Origin of the sequence: Streptomyces sp. NPDC006207, from assembly GCF_040613835.1 — a bacterium.
Classification (GTDB): domain Bacteria; phylum Actinomycetota; class Actinomycetes; order Streptomycetales; family Streptomycetaceae; genus Actinacidiphila.
This window is the reverse complement of sequence record NZ_JBEXSX010000033.1, coordinates 73859-96839: the sequence shown is the minus strand read 5'-3', so window position 1 is coordinate 96839 and position 22981 is coordinate 73859. Positions and strand designations below refer to the sequence as shown.

19 protein-coding genes are annotated in these 22981 nt (G+C 72.3%); 2 read left to right on the top strand and 17 right to left on the bottom strand.

From position 1 onward, the window contains the following. From ABZ312_RS25520 to ABZ312_RS25480, 9 genes are all read right to left on the bottom strand, one after another. A partial coding sequence (locus ABZ312_RS25520) for a flavodoxin-dependent (E)-4-hydroxy-3-methylbut-2-enyl-diphosphate synthase (RefSeq protein ID WP_378357399.1) occupies positions 1–344 on the bottom strand: 344 nt, incomplete at its 3' end. 101 nt (positions 345–445) lie between these two features. After that, a complete protein-coding gene (locus tag ABZ312_RS25515; RefSeq protein ID WP_500438864.1) occupies positions 446–1771 on the bottom strand; it encodes a M50 family metallopeptidase in 1326 nt (441 codons plus the stop codon). Continuing rightward, the gene (gene dxr / locus ABZ312_RS25510; RefSeq protein ID WP_500325773.1) at positions 1768–3036 is read right to left on the bottom strand and encodes a 1-deoxy-D-xylulose-5-phosphate reductoisomerase; all 1269 of its coding nucleotides are present in this window, start codon (positions 3034–3036) and stop codon (positions 1768–1770) included. The genes ABZ312_RS25515 and dxr overlap by 4 nt, the downstream gene beginning before the upstream one ends. Positions 3037–3125: 89 nt before the next feature. Continuing rightward, positions 3126–5063, bottom strand: a complete 1938-nt coding sequence (locus ABZ312_RS25505; protein WP_499514301.1) for an acyl-CoA dehydrogenase family protein — start codon at positions 5061–5063, stop codon at positions 3126–3128. 122 nt (positions 5064–5185) lie between these two features. After that, positions 5186–5311, bottom strand: a complete 126-nt coding sequence (locus tag ABZ312_RS25500) for a hypothetical protein (RefSeq protein ID WP_500325771.1) — start codon at positions 5309–5311, stop codon at positions 5186–5188. Between the two features lie 23 nt (positions 5312–5334). Beyond that, positions 5335–5529 (bottom strand): hypothetical protein, encoded by a 195-nt coding sequence (locus ABZ312_RS25495; protein ID WP_500325769.1) that lies wholly within the window; start codon positions 5527–5529, stop codon positions 5335–5337. 208 nt (positions 5530–5737) lie between these two features. After that, positions 5738–7183: an aldehyde dehydrogenase family protein gene (locus ABZ312_RS25490; RefSeq protein WP_500360350.1), complete on the bottom strand. Its 1446-nt coding sequence runs from the start codon at positions 7181–7183 to the stop codon at positions 5738–5740. A gap of 89 nt (positions 7184–7272) precedes the next feature. Then, positions 7273–8808, bottom strand: coding sequence for a PucR family transcriptional regulator (locus ABZ312_RS25485; protein WP_500438863.1), 1536 nt, complete (start codon positions 8806–8808; stop codon positions 7273–7275). Between the two features lie 607 nt (positions 8809–9415). Beyond that, a complete protein-coding gene (locus ABZ312_RS25480; protein ID WP_500438862.1) occupies positions 9416–11668 on the bottom strand; it encodes a type IV secretory system conjugative DNA transfer family protein in 2253 nt (750 codons plus the stop codon). 287 nt (positions 11669–11955) lie between these two features. Here ABZ312_RS25480 and gabT point away from each other — a divergent pair, with 287 nt between their 5' ends. Further along, a complete protein-coding gene (gene gabT / locus ABZ312_RS25475) occupies positions 11956–13287 on the top strand; it encodes a 4-aminobutyrate--2-oxoglutarate transaminase (RefSeq protein ID WP_499514297.1) in 1332 nt (443 codons plus the stop codon). A gap of 347 nt (positions 13288–13634) precedes the next feature. After that, on the top strand, positions 13635–14264 hold the full coding sequence (locus ABZ312_RS25470; protein ID WP_500438861.1) for a phosphatase PAP2 family protein: 630 nt from the start codon (positions 13635–13637) through the stop codon (positions 14262–14264). Here ABZ312_RS25470 and ABZ312_RS25465 read toward each other — a convergent pair. From ABZ312_RS25465 to ABZ312_RS25430, 8 genes are all read right to left on the bottom strand, one after another. Next, entirely contained in the window at positions 14236–15741 is a 1506-nt protein-coding gene (locus ABZ312_RS25465; RefSeq protein ID WP_500360007.1) for a CoA-acylating methylmalonate-semialdehyde dehydrogenase, read from the bottom strand. The genes ABZ312_RS25470 and ABZ312_RS25465 overlap by 29 nt on opposite strands. Before the next feature lie 90 nt (positions 15742–15831). Beyond that, complete coding sequence (locus tag ABZ312_RS25460; RefSeq protein ID WP_500438860.1) at positions 15832–16524, bottom strand: nucleotidyl transferase AbiEii/AbiGii toxin family protein; 693 nt, start codon at positions 16522–16524, stop codon at positions 15832–15834. A gap of 153 nt (positions 16525–16677) precedes the next feature. Next, positions 16678–17148, bottom strand: coding sequence for a hypothetical protein (locus ABZ312_RS25455; RefSeq protein ID WP_499514293.1), 471 nt, complete (start codon positions 17146–17148; stop codon positions 16678–16680). Between the two features lie 140 nt (positions 17149–17288). After that, entirely contained in the window at positions 17289–18683 is a 1395-nt protein-coding gene (locus tag ABZ312_RS25450) for an NAD(P)/FAD-dependent oxidoreductase (protein WP_500360009.1), read from the bottom strand. Positions 18684–18717: 34 nt separating this feature from the next. Further along, the gene (locus ABZ312_RS25445; RefSeq protein ID WP_500438859.1) at positions 18718–19518 is read right to left on the bottom strand and encodes an ABC transporter permease; all 801 of its coding nucleotides are present in this window, start codon (positions 19516–19518) and stop codon (positions 18718–18720) included. Next, the gene (locus tag ABZ312_RS25440; protein ID WP_500325752.1) at positions 19518–20453 is read right to left on the bottom strand and encodes an ABC transporter permease; all 936 of its coding nucleotides are present in this window, start codon (positions 20451–20453) and stop codon (positions 19518–19520) included. The genes ABZ312_RS25445 and ABZ312_RS25440 overlap by 1 nt, the downstream gene beginning before the upstream one ends. Next, complete coding sequence (locus tag ABZ312_RS25435; protein ID WP_500325750.1) at positions 20453–21634, bottom strand: ABC transporter ATP-binding protein; 1182 nt, start codon at positions 21632–21634, stop codon at positions 20453–20455. The genes ABZ312_RS25440 and ABZ312_RS25435 overlap by 1 nt, the downstream gene beginning before the upstream one ends. Before the next feature lie 29 nt (positions 21635–21663). Then, positions 21664–22893, bottom strand: coding sequence for a polyamine ABC transporter substrate-binding protein (locus ABZ312_RS25430; RefSeq protein ID WP_500325749.1), 1230 nt, complete (start codon positions 22891–22893; stop codon positions 21664–21666). Between the last annotated feature and the right edge of the window lie 88 nt (positions 22894–22981).

Genomic DNA, 22981 nt, shown 5'->3' with positions numbered 1-22981 from the left:
CGCACCGCCGCACAGCCCGCGTCGATCGCCGCGAACACGTACTTCGGCTGGAAGTGGATGTCCGCGATCACCGGGATCTGCGACTTCCTCGCGATGGTGGCGAGGGCGTCGGCGTCGTCCTGCGAGGGGCAGGCGACCCGGACGATCTGGCAGCCGGAGGCGGTGAGCTCGGCGATCTGCTGCAGCGTGGCGCCGATGTCGGCCGTGACGGTCGTGGTCATGGACTGGACGGAGACCGGGGCGTCGCCGCCGACCGCGACCGATCCGACCTGGATCTGGCGGCTCTTGCGTCGGTCGGCGAGCTTGATCGGAACGGACGGCATCCCGAGCGAAATCGCGGTCATGTGCGTGGCATCCCCAAAGTACGCGGATCGAGGTCCCGGCGGCGTGGGCGGGCTCCGGTCAACGAGACTACGTCACCCCACCCACGCCTCCGACATCGCGCCTAGGTCAAACGCACCGGATTGATGAGATCCGCGGCCATGACCAGCGCCGTGAAGCAGATGAAGATGCCGGCGACCACGTAGGCGACGGGCATCAGCTTCGCCACGTCGAAGGGTCCGGGGTCGGCCCGGCGGAAGACCTTGGCGATGTTGCGGCGGACGGACTCCCACAGGGCGCCCGCGATGTGCCCGCCGTCGAGCGGGAGCAGCGGGAGCATGTTGAACAGGAAGAGGGCCAGGTTGACCCCGGCGAGCAGGCCCACCATCGTGGCGATCTTCTGCGTGGCCGGCAGCGGCAGCGAGAAGATGTCGCCGCCGAGACGCGCCGCGCCGATCATGCCGACCGGGGAGTCGGGCTGACGCTCGGCGCCGCTGAAGACCGCGTTCCACAGTCCGGGGATCTTGCCGGGGAGCGCCGCGAGGGACCGGACGCCGTCCTCGGCCGTGGTGGCCATGTGGTCGAGCGACTGATCGAAGTCCAGCTTCACCACGCCGTCCGCCGGTGTGAAACCGAGGAACCCGGCCTGGACGTACTGGTCCTTGACGATGCCGCCGTGCCCGTCGGTCTTGACGACCTTGTTGGCGATCAGGTTCGCCTGCAGGTCGATGGTCTTGCCGTCGCGCACGACGGTGATCGTCGCGGGACCGATGGTCTTGCGGATCTCCTTCTGCAGCACCGTCCACTGGCTGTCGTCGACCTTCACCCCGTTGAAGGCCACGATCCGGTCGCGCTGCTGCAGACCGGCCGCCTTGGCGGGAGCGGCCGGGTAGTCGCCGTGGACGCAGGGGTCCTTGGCCTTGAGGGCCTTGGTGTCGGAAGCGGGGACGACGCATTCCGAGACCGAGCCGACGGTCGTGGTCTGGGTCGGGATGCCGAAGCCCATGAAGAGCGCCAGGAAGAGCCCGAAGGCCAGGATGAGGTTCATGAACGGGCCGGCGAACATGACGATCACGCGCTTCCAGGGCTTGCGCGTGTAGAACATCCGCGTCTCGTCGCCGGGCTTCAGCTCCTCGTACGCCGCGGAGCGGGCGTCCTCGATCATCCCGCGGAAGGGCGACGTGGACCGGGCGGCGATCCGGCCGTCGTCGCCGGGCGGGAACATCCCGATCATGCGGATGTAGCCGCCCAGCGGGATCGCCTTGATGCCGTACTCGGTCTCACCCTTGTGGCGGGACCAGATCGTCGGCCCGAAGCCGACCATGTACTGCGGCACGCGGATCTTGAACAGCTTGGCCGTGGAGAGGTGGCCGAGCTCGTGCCAGGCGATGGAGACCAGGAGGCCGACCGCGAAGATGGCGATCCCCAGTGCCCACATAAGTCCCGTCATACGTGTGCCGCCTCCGTCGTCGCCTGTTCCGCAGCCAGTTCCCGGGCGCGGGCCCGCGCCCACTTCTCCGCCTCGAGGACGTCCTCCACGGTCAGGGAGGTTCCCCTGCCGGGAGTGCCGTGCTCCTCGACCACCCGTGCGACGGTGTCCACGATGCCCGTGAAGGGCAGCGTGCCCGCGAGGAACGCGGCCACGCACTCCTCGTTGGCCGCGTTGAACACCGCGGGGGCGGTACCCCCGAGGCTACCGACGTGGCGGGCGAGCGCCACCGCCGGGAACGCCTCGTCGTCCAGCGGGAAGAACGTCCACGTGGCCGCCTTCGTCCAGTCGCACCCGGGCGCGGCGTCGGGCACCCGCTCGGGCCAGCCGAGGCCCAGCGAGATCGGCATCCGCATGTCGGGCGGGCTGACCTGGGCCAGCGTGGAGCCGTCAGTGAATTCCACCATCGAGTGGATATACGACTGCGGGTGGACGACCACCTCAATGCGGTCGAAGGGAATGTCGAAGAGCAGGTGGGCCTCGATGACCTCCAGGCCCTTGTTCACCAGGGTCGCCGAGTTGATCGTCACCACCGGGCCCATGTCCCAGGTGGGGTGGGCCAGCGCCTGCTCGGGGGTGACCCCGGCCAGCTCGCCCTTGTCCCGGCCGCGGAAGGGGCCGCCGGAGGCGGTCACGACGAGCTTGCGGACCTCGGTGCGCGAGCCGCCCATGAGGGCCTGGAAGAGCGCGGAGTGCTCGGAGTCGACGGGCACGATCTGGCCCGGCTTGGCCACGGCCTTCACCAGGGGGCCGCCGACGATCAGCGACTCCTTGTTGGCGAGGATCAGGATCCGCCCCGCCTCCAGGGCGGCCAGCGTCGGGCGCAGCCCGATCGAACCGGTGATGCCGTTGAGGACGGAGTGGCACGGCCGGCCGGCCAGCTCGGTCGCGGCCTCCGGGCCGACCAGGACCTCCGGCAGGGGCTCGGCGCCGTAGCGCTCGGCCAGCGCCTCCCGCAGCGGGCCTTCCGCGTTCACGTCCGCGACGGCGACCGCGGAGACGCCCAGCTGCAGCGCCTGGTCGGCGAGGAGCCCGACCCGGCCGCCGGCGGCGGACAGGGCCACCACGCGGAAGCGGTCGGGGTTGCGCAGGACGACGTCGATGGCCTGGGTGCCGATCGATCCGGTCGAACCCAGGATCACGATGGTGCGGGGGCCGTCGTGGGCGGCGGTGGCCGCGTCCGGTCCGGGCAGCCGCAGATGCGGGTCGGCGAGAGAGTCCGTCATCCCCCCATTGTGTCCGGTCGCCGGCACGGCGGGGGCACCGCCTCCGGGAAGGCGGTGCCCTGTGCGCGGGGGACGCGTCCCCGGTCCGGTCAGCGGATCGGCCGGTGGACGTTCTCCTTGTGCGAGGCGCCCGGGGTGGTGTCGGCGATCCACGGGCCGTCGCTGGAGGGGTCGACGATGCCGGACTCCAGCCAGGTGTAGGCGCCGCCGAGGACCCCGTCGACGACCTTGCGGTCGATGGCGTCGGTGTTGGTCCACAGGCGGCCGAAGAGCTCCTCGACGCGGATCCGCGACTGGCGGCAGAAGGCGTCGGCGAGCTGGTAGGCCTCGCGCCCGTTCTCGCCCCGGGTGCGGAGCATCTCGGCGCGGACGCAGGCGGCGCTCATGGCGAACAGTTCGGCGCCGATGTCGACGACGCGGCCCAGGAAGCCCTGCTTGGTCTCCATCCGGCCCTGCCAGCGCGACATGGCGTAGAAGGTGGAGCGGGCGAGCTTGCGGGCGCCCCGTTCGACGTAGCGCAGGTGGGCGGCGAGGTCGGGGTGGCCCGCCGGGTGGAACGCGGAGTACGCGCCGGGGATCTGGCCGGGGCCGGCCACCAACTTCGGCAGCCAGCGGGCGTAGAAGCCGCCGGCCTTCATGCCGGCCTTGGCCTTGTCGCCGAGCGCCTTGTCGGGGTCGATGAGGTCCCCGGCGACCGACAGGTGGGCGTCGACGGCCTCGCGGGCGATCAGCAGGTGCATGATCTCCGTGGAGCCCTCGAAGATCCGGTTGATCCGCAGGTCGCGCAGCAACTGCTCGGCCGGGACGCCCCGTTCGCCGCGGGCGGCGAGGGACTCGGCGGTCTCGAAGCCGCGGCCGCCGCGGATCTGGACCAGTTCGTCGGCCATGGTCCAGCTCATCTCGGAGGCGATGAGTTTGGCCAGCGCGCCCTCGATGCGGATGTCGTTGCGGTCCTCGTCGGCCATCTGGCTGGACAGCTCCATGACGGCCTCGAGGGCGAAGGTGGTCGCCGCGATGAAGGAGATCTTCGCGCCGACGGCCTCGTGGCGGGCGACCGGCCTGCCCCACTGCTCGCGGGCGGCCGACCACTCACGGGCGATCTTCAGGCACCACTTGCCGGCCGCGACGCAGGACGCGGGCAGCGAGAGGCGGCCGGTGTTGAGGGTGGTGAGGGCGATCTTCAGCCCGGCGCCCTCGGGACCGATGCGGTTCTCGGCGGGGACGCGTACCCGGTGGAAGCGGGTGACGCCGTTCTCGATGCCGCGCAGCCCCATGAAGGAGTTGCGGTTCTCGACGGTGATGCCCTCGGAACCGGCCTCGACGACGAAGGCGGTGATGCCGCCCTTGTGGCCCTCGCTCTTCGGCACCCGCGCCATGACGACCAGCAGGTCGGCGACCACGCCGTTGGTCGTCCACAGCTTCACGCCGTCCAGGACGTAGGAGTCCCCGTCGGGTACGGCCGTGGTCGCCAGGCGCGCGGGGTCGGACCCCACGTCGGGCTCGGTGAGCAGGAAGGCCGAGATGTCGGTGCGGGCGCAGCGCGGCAGGAACCGCTCCTTCTGCTCCGGGGTCCCGAACATCTTCAGCGGCTGGGGCACCCCGATCGACTGGTGCGCGGAGAGCAGCACGCCGATGGCGGGGCTGGCGGAGCCCACGAGGGCCAGCGCCTTGTTGTAGTACACCTGGGTGAGGCCGAGGCCGCCGTACTTGGGGTCGATCTTCATGCCGAGGGCACCGAGCTCCTTCAACCCGGTGATGACCTCGTCGGGGATCCTCGCCTCACGCTCGATCAGTGCCCCGTCCACCTTCGTCTCGACGAAGTCGCGCAGCTTGGCCAGGAACTCCTCGCCGCGCTGGACCTGCTCGGTCGACGGTGTGGGGTGGGGATGGATCAGGTCGAGCCGGAAGCGGCCCAGGAACAGTTCCTTGGCGAAGCTCGGCTTTCGCCATTCCTGTTCGCGGGCGGCCTCTGCGACCTGGCGCGCTTCGCGTTCGGAAACGGTGGGGCGGGCGGATGCTGCGGACATGGGGGCGTCACCTCGCGTCGGTTACCGACCGGTGCTACTTGTTCGTTAGTACCCCGGTTCCGGCATGGTCACCAGCCCTCGCGCACGGGGCGCGGCGGGCCGGCGGCCTTTTCGACGGCGTTTCAGGCCGACGCGAGCAGCTTCCGCGGCCGCGTGGTGTCCGGGGCGGGGCCGCCCTCGGTGACGGGGCCGGTGAGGTCGGGGACGGCCGAACCGAACTCCGCCTCGCCGGTGCCGTCGGCCGGCACCGGCCGCAGACCCTGACCCCACGTCACTTCCCGGTGGGCCGGGCCGGATTCAGCGAGGGCGAGGCCTGCGGCGCCCGCGTGCAGCGCGCCCCCGGACAGCCCCTGAGCAGGGCCGGGAGGCGGCCCCGGCCGGCGGCGTCGGGCAGGGCCACGACGGTCGGCTCGGTGTCCGCGGCCGACCGCGCGACCCGCAGCGGCGCGGCGTTCTCGGCGGGCACCGGACGCACCGCCGGATCCGCGAGGGCGCTCCACTCCACTCGGGTGAACGCCGGGCTCTCGGGGCTGGGGGGTGGGTGGCCCCCTCCGGGGCGATCGGCAGCCGGCGCCGCATATGGCGTGCCCATGCCGACGCGCGTACGGCGCGGCCGGGGCGCACCGCACATGCGCCCCGGCCGCTGGAAGGGGTGGCTCGTCCTGCCGTGAGGACTACAGAGCGAGACCGGTCAGGACCAGGACCCGCTCGTAGGTGTAGTCGTCCATGGCGTACCTGACGCCCTCGCGGCCCACGCCGGAGTCCTTGACGCCGCCGTAGGGCATCTGGTCGGCCCGGTAGGAGGGGGCGTCGCCGATGATGACGCCGCCGACCTCCAGCTCGCGGTGGGCGCGGAAGGCGGTCTGCAGGTCGTGGGTGAACACCCCGCTCTGCAGACCGAACTTGGAGTCGTTGACCGCCGCGAAGGCCTCGTCGGCGCCGTCCACCTTGTGCAGGGACAGGACGGGGCCGAAGACCTCCTCGGTGGCGATGATCGCGTCCGCCGGAAGGTCGGCGAGCACGGTCGGCTCGTAGGCGGCGCCGTCGCGCCGGCCGCCGGTCAGCAGCTTGGCGCCCTTGCCCAGCGCGTCCTCGACCCACGACTCCACGCGCTCGGCGGCCTTCTCGTCGACGAGCGGGCCGACGTCGGTGGCGTCGTCCGAGGGGTCGCCGGTGACCTGGGCGCGGACCTTGGCGACGACCTTCTCCACCAGCCGGTCGTACACGGACGCGTCGGCGATGACCCGCTGGACGGAGATGCAGGACTGGCCGCCCTGGTAGTTGGAGAAGGTGGCGATGCGGTTCGCCGCCCACTCCAGGTCCTCCTCGGAGGACCAGTCGGCCAGGACGACGGCGGCGGCGTTGCCGCCCAGCTCCAGGGTGGTGTGCTTGCGCGGCACCGAGTCCATGATCTGGTAGCCGACCCGGTCGGAGCCGGTGAAGGAGATGACCGGCAGCCGCTCGTCCCGGACGAGGGCGGGCATGCGGTCGTTCGGGACGGTGAGCACGCTCCACGAACCGGCCGGCAGGTCGGTCTCGGCCAGGATCTCGCCCAGGAGGAGCGCGGAGAGGGGGGTCGCCGGGGCCGGCTTCAGAATGATCGGCGTGCCGACCGCGATCGCCGGGGCGACCTTGTGGGCCACCAGGTTCAGCGGGAAGTTGAACGGCGCGATGCCGAGCACGCTGCCGCGCGGGAAGCGCCGGGTCAGCGCGAGGCGGCCCACGCCGCCCGCGTCGGTGTCCAGGCGCTGGGCCTCGCCGCTGTTGAAGCGGCGCGCCTCCTCCGCCGCCCAGCGGAAGACGGACACGGCACGGCCGACCTCGCCGCGGGCCCACTTGACCGGCTTGCCGTTCTCCGCGGTGATCAGCCGGGCGATCTCCTCGGAGCGCTCTGCCAGCCGCTTCGACACGTGGTCCAGGGCCGCGGCCCGCACGTGGGCGGGGGTCGCGGCGAACTCCGCCTCGACCGCCTTGGCGGCGGCGACGGCCTCCTCCACCTGGGCGGGGGTCGGCACGCCGACGGAGGCCACGACGCTGCCGTCGTACGGGTTCACGACATCGAAGGTGTCCTCGCCGGTCGCGGAGCGGCCGGCGAGCCAGAAGGCGGTGGGGGTGCTCATGCGCACCACGGTAGGGCGGGCGGCACCCGGCCGGTCTTGTCCAGTGCGTCCTGCGGATCCCGCCCTGTGCGACGTTTTGGCAGACCGTGTCAGCCGCCGGACTTGAGGGCCAGCCACAGCTCCATGCGGACGTCCGGGTCGTCCAGCGAGCGCCCGAGGATCTCCTCCACGCGCCGCATCCGGTAGCGCAGCGTGTGCCGGTGGACCCCGAGGTCAGCCGCGGCGGCGTCCCACTGCCCGTGCCGGGACAGCCACGCCCGCAGGGACGCGACCAGGTCACCGCGGGCGGTCGCGTCGTGCTCGCGCAGCGGCCGCAACAGGCCGTCGGAGAAGGCCCGGACCGCCTCGTCGCCCAGCAGCGGCAGCACCGAGCCGGAACCGACCTCGTCGTGCTCGACGAGACTGCGGCCCCGCCGCCGGGCGACCGCCAGCGCGCGCTCGGCCTGCTCGTGCGCGCCCGGGACACCCGCGGCACCCACCGCGGCGGACAGCCCGGCCACCAGGTCGTCGCTCCCGTCGACCGCCGCCACGCAGGCCGGCATCACCGCGCCGTCCGCGGCCGCGAGCACCGTCAACCGGTCCTCGTCCCGCACCGCCAGCACGGGCTCCGCGGCCCGCATCCCGGCCGCCTCCACCCGCTCGGCCAGCAGCCCCACGGCGTCCCCCGCGGCCTCCGCACGCTCCGCGACCAGCACGCGCACGGGGGCGTCGAAGAGCCCCCCGTACGGCCGGCCGGCCACGGTGCGGGCGTGCTCGGGCTCGCCGGCCAGCAGCATCCGCAGCAGCGCGGCGCCCAGGCGCTGCTCGGTGTCCTGCAGCGCGCGGGACTGCTCCAGCGACAGCGTCAGCAGCGCGACGGCGGCATGCACGAGGTAGCGGTCCGAGGTGTCCAGCCGCTCCTCCGTGCCGACCGCGAGGAAACCGCGGGGGCGCCGGCCGGTGCCCAGCGACTGCAGCTCCACGCGGTCCTCCGTACCGGCCGGGCCCGCGACCGCCGCACTGGCCGGGGCGGGCCTGCCGCGCAGCCGCTCCACCTCCCCGGCGAGCCGCGCCGCCCGCCGCCCGGCCCACTCCGGCGCCGCGGCCACCACGGCGCCCGAGGCGTCGTACAGCGCCGCCCAGCCGTTCAGGTGCGCCGCCAGCCGCGACAGCAGCGCCGTCGTCCCGTCCGGAGCGAGCGCCGCCCGGGTCAGCTCCCGCTGCGCCTCGAACCCCGCGGTCACCGCCTTGTACCGGTCGGCGGCGAGCTCCGCGGAGACGGCCTTGCTGATCGCGATGAACGGGGTCTTGTGCGGCACCTCCAGCAACGGCAGCCGGTGCGCGGCCGCCGCGTCCACGAGCGCCTGCGGCACGGTGTCATGGCTCAGCCCCACGCCGAACCCGAGGCCCACGACGCCGGCGCCGGCCAGGCGCGCCACGTACTGGCCGAGCACCTCGGGCGAGCCGACGTCCAGCTTGAGGCCCGTGGTGAGCAGCAGCTCGCCGCCCTCCAGGTACGGCGCCGGGTCGTCCAGCTCGCTGGTGTGCACCCAGCGGACGGCGGCCTCCCCCAGGCGGTCGCCTCCGGCGAGGACGGCCAGCTTCAGGGCGGGGTTCCGCAGCAGCGAGGCGAGCGTGGGGGGCACGGGCTTTTTCTCCATCTCGGAGTGCGTTCACATCCGATTCTGCCTCACCGTATACCTGCGGTGCGGTGCCGTCTTCGTGTGCGGCGCCGCGGTTGTTGCTGTTGCGGTTTCTCCCCCACCCGCCCTCCCGATTGCCCGGCGCGGTCAGTGCGGGCCTGCGCTCCATTGGTGTGGGGTCGGTGCCGCGCCGGGGTACGCCCCCAGCCTTCGGCCGTGGGGGCACCCCGCCACACCCCCTTCGGTCGTGTAGGCGACTAACGGCCGGACGGGGTGAGAAGGCGGTCCGGGGTTGCCGCAAGTGCCCCACTCACCGCCCACCGGCCGTCATGCGCCCCAACCGGCGTGAGGGGGTGTGGCGGGGTGCGCCCGGAAGCGACGAGCGGAGCACGCGGTGCCCAACGATGTAGGCGTAAACCGCGAGCGCTGAGGACGTGCGCCGGCGCGGCCCCGACCCAGGCACACGTTGCGCAGGCCCGCACTGACCGCGCCGGGCAATCGGGAGGGCGGCGGGGGATGCCCGCCGCAGGCGCAACGCACCCGCACACGAACGACGGGCCGTACCGCGAACCCCGGTCTGCGAAGCGCAACGCACCCGCACAGAAACCGCTCAGGCGCGCAGATCGACCAGCACCGGAGGCGCGTGCTCCCCGTCGACCGCGGTGAGGGAGACGACCGCGTGCCCCGCAGGGACCGCGTGCGCGAGCTCGGACGCGGACCAGCGCTCGCGCTCGACCCGGCGTACCGTCACCGACTCCGCCGTGACCGCCTTCCCGGTCACCAGGCGCCGCACGGCATGCAGCACCCGCGTGAGCGGCTCGTCCGCGACGATCTGGCGGTTCGTGACGTCGTGGACGTCCACCCATTCCTTGCCCCACACCTCGGCGAACCGTGCGCCGTCCCAGGCCGTGAGGCCGGCCAGGGCGGCCCGGCAGCCGACGGCGCCGAGCAGGGCACCGCGGAGCGCTTCGGGGACGTCGTCCAGCGTGCGCAGCGTGAGCACCGCGCCGGCGTTGGCGGAGCGCATGCGCTGCAGGCCGCGCACGGATTCCGCGGTCACCGTGTGGGAGGCGTCGTCGAGGACGAGGCAGGCGAACAGGGAGCGGTCCTGCCGGGCCGTGGCGCACTCGGCGAACTGGGCGAGGACGAGCCGCGCCAGCATCCGGGAGACCTCGGCGTGGCCCCGCTCCGGGAGGTCGATGCGGACCCGGAGCGGGTGCTCCAGGCCCCGCAGCGAGAACGGGTGGCTGCCGCCGGTGGTGTCGAAGAACCCGGCGAACGCGGGCCGGTCGAGTAGCGCGATGCGGTCGGCGAGCAGGGGGCCCGCGTCGCCGGGCCGGGCGGACTGACGTTCCCGTGCGTCGAGTTCGCGCAGCTGGCCCAGGGCGGCGCCGCCGCGGGCCTGCAGGGCGGAGCGGAGCGCGGCCAGGGCCGAGGGGGTGCCGTCGAGGAGTTCGCGCAGCTCGGGGACGGAGGGGAAGCGGCCGTGGGCGGCGTGGAAGGGCCCGAGGAGCTGGGCGAGTGCGGTGGCGGCGCGGCGGCTGTCGCCGCCGGGCAGCGCGGCGGCGAGGTCGCCGACGAGGGCCTCGGAGAGGAAGCCCGCGGCCTCGTCGGGGTCGGAGGTGCCGCCGTACAGGTCGAGGTCGTACGCGGAGTCGGGATGGCCGATCTTGACGACGACGTCGAAGGACTCGTCCGGTGCGAGCCGTGCCCCCTCGGTGCCGACCACGACCACGGCCGCCCGCCCGGCGAGGGCCTGCAGGCACATCAGCTCCAGCGCGGGCCGCACCAGGCGCACGGTCTTGCCGGAGCCGGGCGGTCCGACGGCCAGGAGGGACGTGCCGAGCACGGACGGGTCGAGGGCGTAGCCGGCGCCGCGGTGGGAGCGGGGGTTGCGCTCGTCGTCGGGGGCGGCGCCGATGCGGACCTGGCCGGCGAGCAGGTCGTGCCGGGCGGCGCGGGCGGGCAGGTCGCGGGCGCCGGACGGGTGGGCGCAGGCGGCGGCCCCGTACCGCAGGACGGTGTCGGTGAAGGCGGTCAGCCGGCCGGGCTCGGAGCGCACGGACTGCCAGGCACGGGACAGGCGGGCGAAGTCGACGTCGTTCATCAGCCCGGAGCGCGCGTCCTCGGCGAGCCGGTCCGCGGCGTCGGCGGCGCCGCCCTGGCGGAGGGCGGGGAAGGCGGCCGGGTCCTGGGCGGGGTCGGCGGGTTCGCGGCCGGCGGCCGCGGCCTCCTCCTCGCGGGACCGCCGGAGCGGGGTGGTGATGAAGCGGCGCCACAGTTCGGCCCAGCGGCCGATGCGGGCGAAGAAGACCAGCAGGGCGCCGCCGATGAGCGCGTAGTAGAGGTACGAGGCCCACAGGTAGGCGGTCTGGTTGCCGCCCGCCCGGCGCCAGGAGTCGGGGGTCAGGGCGAGCAGCGGCCACAGCCAGTAGCTGCCGAGGTAGCCGTTCCACAGCAGGGACCACAGCAGCCAGCCGCCGAGGAAGGAGATCAGGGCGCCAGCGACGAGCTGGCGGCCCGGCACGGCGTCCGGGTCGGCGGCGGGGCGGGGGCGGTGCCCGAGGCGCCACACACCGGGGGCGGCGGCCGGGCGCGGGGCCCGCAGCCAGGAGAGGAGGCCCGACCCGTCCGGCGTGGCGGCCGGTGCGGACTCCGCCGGGGCGTGCCACGGGGCGCCGCCGGGGCGGACCCCCGGCAGCGGGGGCGGTCCGGGTGGCAACGGGGGCGTGGCCGGGGCCGCGTCCTGGCCGGCGTCGCGCCAGGTGCGGGTGTCCCGCTCGCCGCGTGAAGGGTCGGCAGGACCCGGCCGGGCACCGGGGACGGGCGGCGGTCCGGCGTGCGCGGGCGGGGCGCCCGGCATCGGCCGGGCACCGGGTACCGGCGGCGTGCCCGGTTGCGGGCCGGGGCCTCCGGGCGGAGACGCCGCGGGCTTCTCGTGCGTACCGTCGCGTTCCATCGCGTGTGCCACCCCTCGCAGGTCCGCACTCAATGTAGTCGAGCGGCCACCGCAGTCTGAAGGATCTTGGCACGCTCATGTCCGTCACGTCGAAGAGGCGTTCCGCAGTGCGCCCTATCGGAGTGTGCGGGGCTCCGCCGTACGGGCTTAGCCTGCGAGGAAAGACCACGGTTCGAAGGAGTACGTCCGCCATGACCGATCTGGCCCAGGAGCGTCGACTCGTCACCCCGATCCCCGGCCCCAAGTCGCAGGAGCTGCTGGCGCGCAAGACGGCGGCGGTCGCGAGCGGTGTCGGCGTGACCTTGCCCGTCTTCGTCACCCGCGCCGGCGGCGGCGTCCTGGAGGACGTGGACGGCAACTCCCTGATCGACTTCGGCTCCGGCATCGCGGTGACCTCGGTCGGCAACAGCGCCGAGGCGGTCGTGCGCCGCGCGTCGGCGCAGCTGGCCGACTTCACCCACACCTGTTTCATGGTGACGCCGTACGAGGGCTACGTGGAGGTCGCCGAGGCACTCAACGAGCTGACCCCGGGCGACCACGAGAAGCGCACCGCGCTGTTCAACTCCGGTGCCGAGGCCGTCGAGAACGCGGTGAAGATCGCCCGCGCGTACACCAAGCGCCAGGCCGTCGTCGTCTTCGACCACGGCTACCACGGCCGCACCAACCTGACGATGGCGCTGACGGCGAAGAACATGCCGTACAAGCACTCGTTCGGCCCGTTCGCGCCCGAGGTCTACCGCATGCCGCTGGCCTACCCCTACCGCTGGCTGACCGGCGCGGAGAACTGCGCGGAGGAGGCCGCGGCCCAGGCGATCGACATGATCACCAAGCAGGTCGGGGCCGAGAACGTGGCCGCGATCGTGATCGAGCCGATCCAGGGCGAGGGCGGCTTCATCGAGCCGGCCAAGGGCTTCCTGCCGAAGCTGGTGGAGTTCGCCCGGGCGAACGGCATCGTCTTCGTCGCGGACGAGATCCAGACCGGCTTCTGCCGCACCGGCCAGTGGTTCGCCTGCGAGGACGAGGGCATCGTCCCGGACCTGATCACCACCGCCAAGGGCATCGCCGGCGGTCTGCCGCTGGCCGCGGTGACCGGCCGCGCCGAGATCATGGACGCCGCGCACTCCGGCGGTCTGGGCGGCACCTACGGCGGCAACCCGGTGGCGTGCGCCGGTGCGCTCGGCGCCATCGAGACGATGAAGGAGCAGGACCTCAACGCCAAGGCCCGCCGCATCGGCGAGATCATGCTCGGCCGGCTGCGCGGCATGCAGGAGAAGTTCGAGGTCATCGGTGAGGTCCGCGGCCGAGGCGCCATGATCGCGATCGAGCTGGTGGAGCCGGGCGGCAAGAACCCCAACGCCGCGGCGACCGCCGCCGTGGCCAAGGCCTGCCACGCCGAGGGCCTGGTGGTCCTGACCTGTGGCACCTACGGGAATGTGCTGCGCTTCCTGCCGCCGCTGGTCATCGGGGAGGACCTGCTGAACGAGGGCCTGGACATCATCGAGGGCGCTCTCGCCCGGCTGTGACCAGGTGCTTCGCCTGCGACCGAGCGTGTACGACACACAGCGTGAAGAAGGTGTGCGGGCCTGATGGCGGGAGGGTGCAACCCCTGCCGGTCGACCCCCCCGGTGACGTACGGTTTCCGCAGATGGATGCAACACCCCGTCTGCGGAAGTCCGCGGGCGACACTTTGCCGGTGACCCCCCATCATCGGCACAGCAGTGCCCTCGCGCACAGCGCCGAAGCCGAAGGCTCCGGCAATCCTCGCCGATCGGTCGGCCGCTTGCCCCAAACCCCCCGGGGCGGGCGGTACGGCGATCGTTCTGGCCGCCCCGGAACTCTCCCCCCTGTTCCGGGGCGGCCAACTTCTCTGGTGGCCGTGGTGTGCACGGCGCTCTTCGGACTGCTGACCTGGCAGGAAGCACTACGAGGGCGCCTGGTGGCCGTGGACGGGCCGGTGCGTGCCACCCTTGCGGGTTCCTCCCCCCACCCCGCGGACCGCTCGGCCGTGGCACGGTTCCTGGCCGACCTGGGCAACTGGCAGGTCGCCGTGCCCGTACTGCTGCTTGCGATGGTCTGCACCACCTGGTGCGCCCACCGGTACCGACGGCCCCGCCCCTGGCTGCCGCCGCTGGCGTACGCGCTGGTGATGGTCGTGGCGCCGCTGCTGGTCGCCCTGGTGAAGCCGCTGGTCGGCCGCGCCGACCCCGGTTCGCCGGCCCTCTCCCCGGGCTATCCCGGGTTCTACCCCTCCGGCCACACGGCCACGGCGGCCGCCGCGTACGGCGGCGCCGTGCTCCTGCTGCTGCCGTGGCTGGTACGCACAGCGGCACGGCGGCTGCTGGTCGCGGCCGCCGTGCTGCTCAACGGTGCGGTGGGCGTCGCCCTGGTCCGCTGCGGCTACCACTGGCCGCTCGACGTGGTGGGGAGCTGGCTGCTGTGCGGCGCCCTGCTCGCGGGCGCCGCCCTGGCGGTCAGTTGTTGGTCGGGAAACCGAGGTTGATGCCGCCGTGGCTCGGGTCGAGCCACCGCTGGGTGACGGCCTTGCCGCGGGTGAAGAAGTGGACGCCGTCCGGGCCGTACGCGTGCGTGTCGCCGAACAGCGAGGCCTTCCAGCCGCCGAAGGAGTAGTACGCCACCGGCACCGGGATCGGCACGTTGATGCCGACCATGCCGACCTCGACGTCGTGCTGGAAGCGCCGGGCGGCGCCGCCGTCGTTGGTGAAGATGGCCGTGCCGTTGCCGTACGGGTTGGTGTTGATCAGCTCCAGGCCCTCGTCGTACGAGCCCACGCGGACCACGGACAGGACCGGGCCGAAGATCTCGTCGTTGTAGACGGACATGCCGGGCTTGACGTCGTCGAAGAGGGTCGGGCCGAGCCAGAAACCGTCCGCGGTGTCCTCGCCGGTGACGGCGTGCTTACGGCCGTCCACGGCAAGGGTCGCGCCGTCGGCGAGGCCCGCGTCGAGGTAGGACGTCACCTTGTCGCGGTGGGCGCCGGTGACCAGCGGGCCCATCTCGGAGGCGGCGTTGCAGCCGGGGCCGACCGTGAGCCCGGCCATCCGCTCCTTGATCTTCTCGACCAGCGTGTCGCCGATCGGGTCGACCGCGACCAGGACGGACACGGCCATGCAGCGCTCGCCGGCCGCGCCGAACCCGGCGTTGACGGCGGCGTCGGCCGCGAGGTCCAGGTCCGCGTCCGGCAGCACCAGCATGTGGTTCTTGGCGCCGCCCAGGGCCTGGACGCGCTTGCCGTAGCGGGTGCCGGTCTCGTAGACGTACCGGGCGATCGGGGTGGAGCCGACGAAGGACACGGACTTGACGTCCGGGTGCTCCAGGAGGCGGTCGACGGCGACCTTGTCGCCGTGCACGACGTTGAAGACGCCGTCCGGCAACCCGGCCTGCTTCCACAGCCCGGCCAGGAAGTTCGCGGCGGACGGGTCCTTCTCGGAGGGCTTGACGACGACGGTGTTGCCCGCGGCGATGGCGATGGGGAAGAACCACATCGGCACCATGGCCGGGAAGTTGAAGGGCGAGATGATCGCGACCGGCCCGAGCGGCTGGCGGATCGAGTAGACGTCGATGCCGGTCGAGGCCTGCTCGGTGAAGCCGCCCTTGATGAGCTGCGGGATGCCGCAGGCGTACTCGACGACCTCCAGGCCGCGGGCGATCTCGCCGAGCGCGTCGGAGTGCACCTTGCCGTGCTCGGAGACGATGATCGCCGCCAGCTCGTCGCGCTGGGCGTTGAGGAGCTCGCGGAAGGCGAAGAGCACCGAGGTGCGCTTGGCCACCGAGGCGTTCCGCCACTCCTTGAACGCGGCGGCGGCCGCACCGACGGCCTGGTCGACCTCAGAGATCGACGCGAAGTCCACCCGACCGGTCACGGCCCCGGTGGCGGGGTCGTACACGTCCCCGTGCCGCTCCGCGGTGCCGGTCCACGTCTGTCCGGCGATCCAGTGCGTGATGTGCTTGTCGGTCACGGCGGACCTTCCTCTCCTCGTCTCCTGCCAGTCTCGCCAGCGGGCAGGGCCCCCTCAAGCACCAAGGTGTCGGCGTCGGAGCCGGGAGCTTTACAGGTCGTACAGCTCGTCGGGGTGCTCCATGCCCTCCATGAGGTCCAGCCGGATGTCCTGCGCCCAGTCGAAGGCCCAGCGCTTGACGGCGGCGACGGCCGCGCCGTCCAGTCCCTGCGCCGCGTACGCCGCGTCGTCGGCCTCGACGAGCTTGTCGAGGCGGTCGGCGAGGAGGCGCGGCTGGAGGTCCTCGTCGAGGTGGACGGCCATCGTCAGCAACTCCCCCGGCGTGAACCAGGCGGTCAGGGCGTGGACGTCGACCAGGTCGCGCACGGTGGCGCGGTCGGCGACGGCGGCCACCTTCAGGGCGGCGCAGTCCTCCAGCGCCACCACCGGCACGGGCCCGGACAGGCCGAGGCCGACACGGACCGGGGGACGGGAGAGCGGCTGCTTGGCGACGTGGACCGTGTGGCCGGCGTCGCCCGGCGAGGTGACCCCGAGGTGGGCGGCCAGCGGTGTGCCGGGCAGCGCGACCACCTCGTAACCGGCCCCGGCGTACGCGGCCGCGAGCGCGGCAGCGATGTCGCCGGCCGGTGTGGAGCTGAAGGTCACCAGGTCGAGGTGGCGGGACGGGCGGCGGTCGAAGCCGTGCGCGATCAGCGCGAGACCGCCCGCCACGGCGAGGCCGTGGCGCCCGCAGACGGGCAGCGCGGTCTCGACGAGGTGCGCGAGGCCGGGCGTGAGGTCCATGTCAGCCTGCCGCGGCGGCAGGCGCGGGAGCGGGCGCGCGCCGTGGCGCACCCGGGTATCCGGGGCCGCTCCGGGGCCGGCCGCGTTCCGTGCGGATCATGGCACCAGTGTCGCGCACGGGGGCGTACGGGTGGCGGGCCCCCGGGCGCGCGATCACTCGCCCGGATCACGGCCGCGCCGTCCCGCCAGGTGGGCCGCCGCCTCGTGCATGGCCAGCTCCAGGACGCCGGGGTCCGTGAGGTTGCCGGTGCCGTCCGGCGGCACGAGCCAGCGGACTCCGCCCGTGGCGCGGCCGGGGTAGGGGACCACGATCCAGGTGCCGGGGCCCGCGGTGCGGACCCCGGTGCCAATCCAGCGGGCGGCGGTGCCCGGGGGCACGAAGTAGCCCATGCGGGAGTCGCCGAAGTCGGCCAGGACCGGGCCCGGGCGGTCGACGAGACGGGTGAGGACGTCGAGCGTCGGGTAGCCCAGTTCGCCGGTGAGGATGAGGACGTCCCACAGCCGCCCGGCGGGCAGGAGCGTCACCCCGAGGGGGTGCCGCTCCCATTCCCACCGGGTGGCGTCGGGATCGGGTGCCACGGAAACCAGCCATTCGACCGCGCCCCGCGCGTCTGTGCCCACCATGCCGGTTCCTCCGTTCCGTGTGTGCGCTGTCGTGCTGTCACGCGGAGAGAGGAGGCCGGGCCCGGATCATTACGCGGGTTTCACCACGCCCGATGGGGTGATCCGGTCCACAGGGTGCGCAGGGGGTGCCGCAGGGGCGGTCAGCTGTCGAAGCCGAGGCCGAGCCGGTCCATCGTCTTGAGCCACAGGTTGCGCCGGCCGGCGTTGCGGTCGGCCCGGTCCAGCGACCACTTGGTGAGGCCGATGCCCGCCCATGCCAGGGGCTCGGGCGGGAAGGGCAGCGGCTTGGTGCGGACCATGCGCAGTGCGGTGCGCTCGGTGCGCTCGCCGGAGAGCAGGTCGAGCATGACGTCCCCGCCGAAGCGGGTGGCGCCGACGCCGAGGCCGGTGTAGCCGGCGGCGTAGGCGACCTTCCCGTCGTGGGCGGTGCCGTAGAAGGCGGAGAAGCGCGAGCAGGTGTCGATCGCGCCGCCCCACGCATGGCTGAAGCGCACGCCCTCCAGCTGCGGGAAGCAGCGGAAGAAGTGGCCGGCGAGCTTCAGGTACGTCTGCGGGCGTTCGTCGCGGGCGGTGTCCAGGCGGCCGCCGTACGGGTAGATGGCGTCGTAGCCGCCCCACAGGACGCGGTTGTCGGCGGTGAGCCGGAAGTAGTGGAACTGGTTGGCGCTGTCGCCGAGCCCCTGGCGCTTCTTCCAGCCGATCGCGCCGAGCTGCTGCGGCGTCAGCGGCTCGGTCACCAGCGCGTAGTCGTACACGGGGACGATGTAGGGACGCACCCGGCGCACCAGCGAGGGGAAGACGTTGGTGCCGAGCGCGACGTGCCGGGCGAAGACCCGCCCGTACGGGGTGCGCACGGCCATGCCGGAGCCGTTGCGGGCGAGCTGGGTGGCGCGGGTGTGCTCGTAGACGCGTACGCCCAGCTCCTCGCAGGCCCGCCGCAGGCCCCAGGCGAGCTTCGCCGGGTGCAGCATGGCGACGCCCCTGCGGTCCCACAGCCCGCCGACGAAGGTCGGCGAGTCGACCTCGGCACGGACCTGGTCACGGTCGAGCAGCTCCAGTTCGACGCCGTGCCGGGCGGCCTCCTCGGCGGAGGCCTGGAGGTCGTCGAGCTGGTAGGGCTCGGTGGCGACGTCGATCTCCCCGGAGCGTTCGAAGTCGCAGTCGATGGAGTAGCGGTCCACCGCCTCCTCGATGCCGTCGAGGTTGCGGTTGCCCAGCTCCTCCAGTCGCCCGAACTCCTCGGGCCAGCGGGCGAGTCCGTTGGCCAGGCCGTGGGTGAGGCTGGCGGCGCAGAAGCCCCCGTTGCGGCCGGACGCCGCCCAGCCCACCTCCTTGCCCTCGATCAGGACGACGTCACGCCGCGGGTCGCGCTCCTTGGCGAGCAACGCGGTCCACAGCCCGGTGTAGCCGCCGCCGACCACCAGCAGGTCGCAGTGCTCGTCGCCGACGAGGGCGGAGCCGGCCTGCGGCCTGCCGGGGTCCTCCAGCCAGAACGGTGTCGGCTGCGCGTCGGCGAGCGAACGGGCTGGATCCATGGGGTCTCACACCTTTGCGGATGCGGTCGGCGGATTAACTATGGGCTTTCCTGCGGCGGCTGAGCAGCTGTCCGACGACGACGCACAGCACCGCCACGACGAACATCAGCGTGCCGATGACGTTCACCTGGACGGGCAGGCCCTTCTGGGCCGCGCCCCAGACGAACATCGGGAAGGTCACGGTGGCCGGGCCGGCGTTGAACTGCGTGATGATGAAGTCGTCGATGGAGATCGCGAAGCTGAGCAGCGCTCCCGCCGCGATGCCGGGCGCGGCGATCGGGAAGGTGATCCGCCAGAAGGTCTGCCACGGGGTGGCGTACAGGTCCTGGGCGGCCTGCTCCAGTCGCGGGTCCATGCTCATCACGCGCGCCTTGACCGCCGTCACGACGAAGCTGAGGCAGAACATGATGTGCGCGATGAGGATGGTCCAGAAGCCGAACTGGATGCGCATGTTGAGGAAGAGGGTGCCGAGCGAGGCGCCCATGACGATCTCGGGCATCGCCATCGGCAGCCAGATCAGGCCGGTCACCGGGCCGCGGCCGCGGAAGCGGTAGCGGCCGAGCGCGAAGGCGACCATGGTGCCGAGGATCGTGGCGCCGATGGTGGCGAGTACGGCGATCTCCAGGGACAGCGACAACGAGTCGCACATGTCGCCGACACCGCAGGGGTTGGCCCAGGCGTCGAGCGAGAAGTGGTTCCAGGAGTAGTTGAAGCGGCCCTTGGGCTGGTTGAAGGAGAAGATCAGGACGATCACGTTGGGGATCGTCATGTAGGCGAGTGCGGCCGCGGCGGCGAAGACCACGAGGCGCCGTCGCACCCAGTTCAGCACGGGCATCAGACCAGTTCCTCCGTCCCCGCCTTGCGGATGTAGACGGACACGATCACCAGGATCGCGGCCATGAGCATGAAGGACAGCGCGGCGGCGGTCGGGTAGTCGAGCACCGTGAGGAACTTGGACTGGATGACGTTGCCGATCATCTGCTCGCTGGGGCTGCCCAGCAACTCGGCGTTGATGTAGTCGCCGGAGGCGGGGATGAAGGTGAGCAGCGTGCCGGCCACGACGCCGGGGAGCGAGATCGGGAAGGTCACCTTGCGGAAGGTGGTGAAGGGCCGGGCGTACAGGTCGCCCGCCGCCTCGTGCAGCCGCGGGTCGATGCGCTCCAGCGAGCTGTAGAGCGGCAGGATCATGAAGGGCAGGAAGTTGTACGTCAGACCGCACACCACCGCGAGCGGTGTGGCGAGCACGCGGTCGTCGGCGGTGATGCCCAGGGACGCGGTGACGCTGAGGATGTGCAGCTTGTCCAGCACGGTGACGACGTAGCCGTCGTCCGCGAGGATCGTCTTCCAGGCCAGGGTGCGGATCAGGAAGCTGGTGAAGAACGGCGCGATGACCATGACCAGCAGCACGTTCCGCCAGCGGCCCGCCTTGAAGGCGATGGTGTACGCCAGCGGGTAGCCGATCGCCAGGCACAGCACGGTGGCGATGCCGGCGTAGATCAGCGAGCGCAGGTAGAAGACGTCGTATTCCTTGAACGCGTCCCAGTAGGTCGCGAAGTGCCAGGTGACGCGGTAGCCGGTCTCCAGGGAGCCGGTCTGCACCGAGGTCGAGGCCTGGTAGACCATCGGGGCGGCGAAGAAGACCAGCAGCCACAGGATGCCGGGCAGCAGCAGCCAGTAGGGGACGAGTCTGCGCCGCCGGGCGGCGGCGCCGGCCGGGACCGGCGGGGTCTCCTCCGGCGCCCCGGCGGGGGCGGTGGACAGGGCGGCCATTACGCGTTGACCTCCCCGGCCTCGATGTCCTGCGCGGCGTCGAGACCGAAGGTGTGCGCGGGGCTCCAGTGCAGCACCACCTCGGCGCCGGGGACGAGACGGCCGTCGCGCTCGACGTTCTGCGCGAAGACGGCCAGCTCCGGGCACCAGGGGCTGTTGACGACGTACTGGGTGGAGACGCCGATGAAGCTGGCGTCGACGATCCGCCCGGTGATCTTGTTGCGGCCCTCGGGGACCTCGGCCGCGTCGTCGGCGTGGACGATGGAGATCTTCTCGGGACGCACCCCGGCGAGGAGCTTGTCGCCCGCCTGCACGGAGGGGGCGCACCGTGCGGTGGGCATCGCCAGACGGCCGTCGCCGACGCTGAGCAGCAGGTCGTCGCCGCTGGTACCGGCGACCTCGGCCTCGATGAGGTTGGACTGGCCGAGGAAGTTGGCGACGAAGGTGGTGCTGGGGTTCTCGTACAGGTCGGTGGGCGCGCCGAGCTGCTCGATGCGGCCCGCGTTCATCACGGCGATGGTGTCGGCCATGGTCATGGCCTCTTCCTGGTCGTGCGTGACGTGCACGAAGGTGATGCCGACCTCGGTCTGGATGCGCTTGAGCTCCAGCTGCATCTGGCGGCGCAGCTTCAGGTCCAGGGCGCCCAGCGGCTCGTCGAGGAGCAGCACCTTGGGGTGGTTGATCAGGGCACGGGCGACGGCGACGCGCTGCTGCTGGCCGCCGGAGAGCTGGTGGGGCTTGCGGCGGGCGAGATGACCCAGCTCGACGAGGTCGAGCATGTCCCCGACCTGGCCCTTGACGGACTTGATGCCGCGGCGGCGCAGGCCGAAGGCGACGTTCTCGTAGATGTCGAGGTGCGGGAAGAGCGCGTAGTTCTGGAAGACCGTGTTGACCGGGCGCTTGTACGGCGGCAGGCCGGTGACGTCCTGGTCGCCGATGCGGACGGTGCCGCTGCTGGGGTCCTCCAGACCGGCGATCATGCGCAGCGTGGTGGTCTTGCCGCAGCCGGAGGCGCCCAGGAGGGCGAAGAAGGAGCCCTCGGGGATGGTGAGGTCGAGCGGGTGGACGGCCGTGAAGTCGCCGTAGTCCTTGCCGATGCCGGTGAGGGTCACGGCGCCGCCCGCGGAGGCGGGGTCCTTGCCGCCGGCCGGCTCGGTGAGCGGTGCGGTCTGCTGGGTCATGTCGTCAGATCCCTAACTGCGGTGGCCGGTCAGGCGCCGATGAGCTTGGCGAACTTGTCCTCGAAGGCGGTCTCCTCCTTGGAGGAGAGCGACCGGAAGGGATGGGCCTTCGCCTTCATCTCCGCGTTGGGAATGATCAGCGGGTTGGTGGCCACGTCCTTGTCGATCTTGAGGAGTTCCTCGTAGACGCCCGTGCAGGGCGTGATGTAGTTGACCCATGCCGCGAGCTCGGCGGCGATCGCGGGCTGGTAGTACCAGTCCATGAGCCGCTCGGCGTTCTTGCGGTGCTTGGAACCCGCCGGGACCAGCATGTTGTCGGTGGAGTAGATGTAGCCGGCGGGCGGGATCACGAACTTGATCTCGGGGTTGTCGGCCTGGAGCTGGACCAGGTCGCCGGCCCAGGCGACGCAGGCGGCGATGTTCCCCGAGGCGAGGCCGTCGGTGTACTCGTTGCCGGTGAACTGGCGGATCTGCTTGTTGTCCACGGCCTTCTGGACGCGGGCCACGGCCGCGTCGAAGTCGTCCGCGGTGAAGGACTCCGGCCGCTTGCCCATGTCGAGCAGGGTCATGCCTATGGTGTCGCGCATCTCGCTGAGCATGGCGACGCGGCCCTTGAGGTCGGGGTCGTCCAGCAGCTGGGAGACGCTGCCGACCTTCTTCCCCTTGGTCGCCTTCTCGTTGTAGGCGATGACGGTGGCGATGCCCTGCCAGGGGTAGGAGTGGGCGCGTCCGGGGTCCCAGTCGGGGTTGCGGAAACGTTGCTCCAGATTGGTGAACGCGTTCGGCAGGTAGGTGGGGTCCAGCGGCTGGGCCCAGCCCAGACGGATCATCCGGGCGGCCATCCAGTCGGTGAGGACGACCAGGTCGCGGCCGGTGGACTGGCCCGCGGCGAGCTGTGGTTTGATCTTGGCGAAGAACTCGACGTTGTCGGTGATGTCGTCGCTGTACTTGACCTTGATCCCGGTCTTCTTCTCGAAGGCCTCCAGGGTCGGCATGTGCTTCTCGTCGTCGCTCATGTCGATGTAGAGCTGCCAGTTCGAGAAGACCAGCGACTTGTCCTTGTCGGACAGGTCGTCGCTCTTCACACCGCCCTGGTTGTTGGTGGCGGCCGGGATGCCGCAGGCGGACAGCGCCCCGGCACCCGCGACGCCGAGCCCCGCGCCGAGCACCCGGCGCCGGCTGACGGATGCCCTCCCGTTGGTCAGGCTGCGTTCCCACGCTTTGCGTACGGGCTCGGACAGGCCCTCGAACATCTCCATTGCGGTGCGGCCTCCAGGGGCGGTGGTGCGTGGGACGGACGGGCTAGCGGGCCGGTGGGGGCGGTCCCGGAGGGGCCGGCGGCCGAGG

What these genes read in the sequence shown, in the direction of transcription:
- ABZ312_RS25450 (WP_500360009.1), bottom strand. Translation starts at nt 18,683, where the DNA reads ATGGATCCAGCCCGTTCGCTCGCCGACGCGCAGCCGACACCGTTCTGG.
- ABZ312_RS25505 (WP_499514301.1), bottom strand. Translation starts at nt 5,063, where the DNA reads ATGTCCGCAGCATCCGCCCGCCCCACCGTTTCCGAACGCGAAGCGCGC.
- ABZ312_RS25435 (WP_500325750.1), bottom strand. Translation starts at nt 21,634, where the DNA reads ATGACCCAGCAGACCGCACCGCTCACCGAGCCGGCCGGCGGCAAGGAC.
- dxr (WP_500325773.1), bottom strand. Translation starts at nt 3,036, where the DNA reads ATGACGGACTCTCTCGCCGACCCGCATCTGCGGCTGCCCGGACCGGAC.
- ABZ312_RS25490 (WP_500360350.1), bottom strand. Translation starts at nt 7,183, where the DNA reads ATGAGCACCCCCACCGCCTTCTGGCTCGCCGGCCGCTCCGCGACCGGC.
- ABZ312_RS25440 (WP_500325752.1), bottom strand. Translation starts at nt 20,453, where the DNA reads ATGGCCGCCCTGTCCACCGCCCCCGCCGGGGCGCCGGAGGAGACCCCG.
- ABZ312_RS25460 (WP_500438860.1), bottom strand. Translation starts at nt 16,524, where the DNA reads ATGGACCTCACGCCCGGCCTCGCGCACCTCGTCGAGACCGCGCTGCCC.
- gabT (WP_499514297.1), top strand. Translation starts at nt 11,956, where the DNA reads ATGACCGATCTGGCCCAGGAGCGTCGACTCGTCACCCCGATCCCCGGC.
- ABZ312_RS25445 (WP_500438859.1), bottom strand. Translation starts at nt 19,518, where the DNA reads ATGCCCGTGCTGAACTGGGTGCGACGGCGCCTCGTGGTCTTCGCCGCC.
- ABZ312_RS25430 (WP_500325749.1), bottom strand. Translation starts at nt 22,893, where the DNA reads ATGGAGATGTTCGAGGGCCTGTCCGAGCCCGTACGCAAAGCGTGGGAA.
- ABZ312_RS25480 (WP_500438862.1), bottom strand. Translation starts at nt 11,668, where the DNA reads ATGCCGGGCGCCCCGCCCGCGCACGCCGGACCGCCGCCCGTCCCCGGT.
- ABZ312_RS25455 (WP_499514293.1), bottom strand. Translation starts at nt 17,148, where the DNA reads ATGGTGGGCACAGACGCGCGGGGCGCGGTCGAATGGCTGGTTTCCGTG.
- ABZ312_RS25515 (WP_500438864.1), bottom strand. Translation starts at nt 1,771, where the DNA reads ATGACGGGACTTATGTGGGCACTGGGGATCGCCATCTTCGCGGTCGGC.